This window comes from Pseudoduganella sp. RAF53_2, assembly GCF_052113985.1.
Lineage (GTDB): Bacteria > Pseudomonadota > Gammaproteobacteria > Burkholderiales > Burkholderiaceae_D > Rugamonas.
In genome coordinates this window covers 1-2,271 of record NZ_JBFRDW010000819.1, presented here as the reverse complement: position 1 = coordinate 2,271, position 2,271 = coordinate 1, and the positions used below count along the sequence as shown (strand labels likewise).

General features: G+C 61.1%; 2 protein-coding genes and 1 pseudogene. All 3 read right to left on the bottom strand.

What is annotated here, in order from left to right:
- A pseudogene (locus AB4Z11_RS29880) lies at nucleotides 1–524 on the bottom strand (2-isopropylmalate synthase); the annotation flags it as partial.
- 39 nt (nucleotides 525–563) lie between these two features.
- A complete protein-coding gene (pssA, locus tag AB4Z11_RS29875) occupies nucleotides 564–1,415 on the bottom strand; it encodes a CDP-diacylglycerol--serine O-phosphatidyltransferase (protein WP_442029537.1) in 852 nt (283 codons plus the stop codon).
- A gap of 74 nt (nucleotides 1,416–1,489) precedes the next feature.
- Nucleotides 1,490–2,245 carry an SIMPL domain-containing protein gene (locus tag AB4Z11_RS29870; protein ID WP_442029535.1) on the bottom strand — a complete coding sequence of 252 codons (756 nt, stop codon included), beginning with the start codon at nucleotides 2,243–2,245 and terminating at the stop codon, nucleotides 1,490–1,492.
- Nucleotides 2,246–2,271: the final 26 nt, after the last annotated feature.

Here is a 2,271-nt window from a genome sequence, read left to right as displayed (position 1 = left end):
GCATAGCCCACGGTGTCAGGGAAGTTGATGGTGGTCGCGCCTTCGGCAATCACGTTTTCCAGCACGCGGCACAGGAAGTCTTCTTCCGAACGGCTGCCGTCTTCCGGACTGAACTCGATATCGCCGGTGAATTTGCGGGCAAAGCGGATGGCCTGGATGGCTTGCTCCAGCACCTGGTCAGGCTCCATGCGCAGCTTCATTTTCATGTGCAGCGGCGAAGTGGCGATAAAGGTGTGGATGCGTTTGCGCTCGGCGGGTTCCAGCGCTTCGGCAGCGCGAGAGATGTCGCGGTCGTTGGCGCGCGACAGGGAGCAAACAGTGGATTCGCGAATGGTTGAAGCAATCGCGCGGATCGATTCGAAGTCGCCTTGCGAGGCGGCCGCGAAACCTGCCTCGATCACGTCCACGCGCAACCGTTCGAGCTGCTTGGCGATGCGGACTTTTTCTTCGCGGGTCATCGATGCGCCCGGCGACTGTTCGCCGTCGCGCAGCGTGGTATCGAAGATGATGAGGCGGTTATTCATGGTTGGTTCTCCCGGATGAAAAAGCCGCCTCCTTGAGCGCTAGCGGCGTTCGCTTTGATCCACAGGTTCGCTTGAAGTCTGCACGATGCTGACCGGCTTGCCCTTGGCCAGACGCGAGAAATACACGACGTAGCCGGACAGGCCGTACACCACGAACAGCGGGAACAGCACTTTTGGCGGGTCGATCGAAATCAGCGCAAAGAACAGCGCAATCAGGAACACCGCGATGAAGGGCACGGACTTGCGGAAGTTGATGTCCTTGAAGCTGTAGAACGGCACGTTGGTGACCATGGTCAGGCCGGCGAAGATGGCGATGGCCCAGGCCTGCCATGGATACAGCACGCCCTCCACTTCCATATCCGTCATCAGCAGCACGAAGCCCGCGATCAGCGACGCGGCCGCAGGGCTGGGCAAACCCTGGAAATRGCGCTTGTCCACCACTTCGATATTGGTGTTGAAGCGGGCCAGGCGCAACGCGGCGCCGGCGCAATACACGAATGCTGCGATCCAGCCCAGCTTACCCAGGCCTCGCAAGGAGAACTCATAAATCACCAGCGCCGGAGCGGCGCCGAAGGAAACCATGTCGGACAGCGAGTCGTATTGCGCGCCAAATTCGCTTTGCGTGTTGGTCAGGCGGGCGACGCGGCCATCAAGGCCGTCCAGCAGCATGGCCACGAAGATGGCCCAGGCGGCGTGCTCGAAGCGCTGGTTCATGGCCATGACAATCGCGAAGAAGCCGCAGAACAGTGCGCCGGTGGTGAAGGCGTTGGGCAGCAGATAGATGCCGCGTGAACGGGGACGCGCGCCTTCGCCGTGATGGCGGCGCGCAAATCGGCTGAACAGCGACTTACCTGCAGGGTTCTTGGCTCGGCGACGGGGGAATTTGGCCATACTCATCCATTTCTTATAGGTTTTTGCCCCCGTATTATAGCCGCAGCCCTGCACGGCGGACCGGATGATCCGCCCTACTTGAACTTGACTTTGCCCACGACGCGCATGTCAAGCGTAGTCTCGCCAGGCTCGAAGCTTGGCTCAGCGACTTCCTGGCTGGCGTCCTTGAAGGCGCGCGCGGCCATCATGGGAGCCGGACGGCCTTCGGCGGCGCCGGCGTAATTGCCGCTGCCTTCAAAGTCGATGGTGTCAAGCTGGGCATCGCTCAGCGGACGGCCCATGGCATTGGCAATCGACGCAATGCGCTCGTTCAGGTTCTTGTAGGTGGCGGCGATGCGCTGATCTTCCAGCTTTTTGGTCGCGGCCGGGCTCAGGCCAAAGGCGATGCCGTTCAGGGTCAGGATCTTCTGCGCCGACGACACCGTCTTCGGCAGGCCATCCAGTCTGGTGGTGGTCAGCTGCACATACTGGCCGACGCGCCAGGCGGTCGGCACGCGCGGCTTCTGCGGATTGGTTACAGGACGTGGCGGCTCGTCAGGATAGACCGGATAGGTGTAGTAGCCCTGGGTCTTCAGTTGCGCTTGCGGGTCTTCCTTCTTCAGAATTTCCAGGCCCTGCTTCATCTTCTGGTTCACGCGCGAAGCGGCAGCGGATTTGTCCTTGTCCTGCTCTTCGATGGCGAAGGTGGCCACGGCCTGGTCGTTCGGCGCAATGACTTGTCCATAAGCGGGCACGATCACCAGCGCGCCATTGGTCGGCACGGATTGCGCCATCGCGGCCTGGGCGCCCAGCACCAGTGCGGCAGCGGCTATGCTCTTCAATACGGTCATTATTGTTCTCCTTACAGGGTTTGATG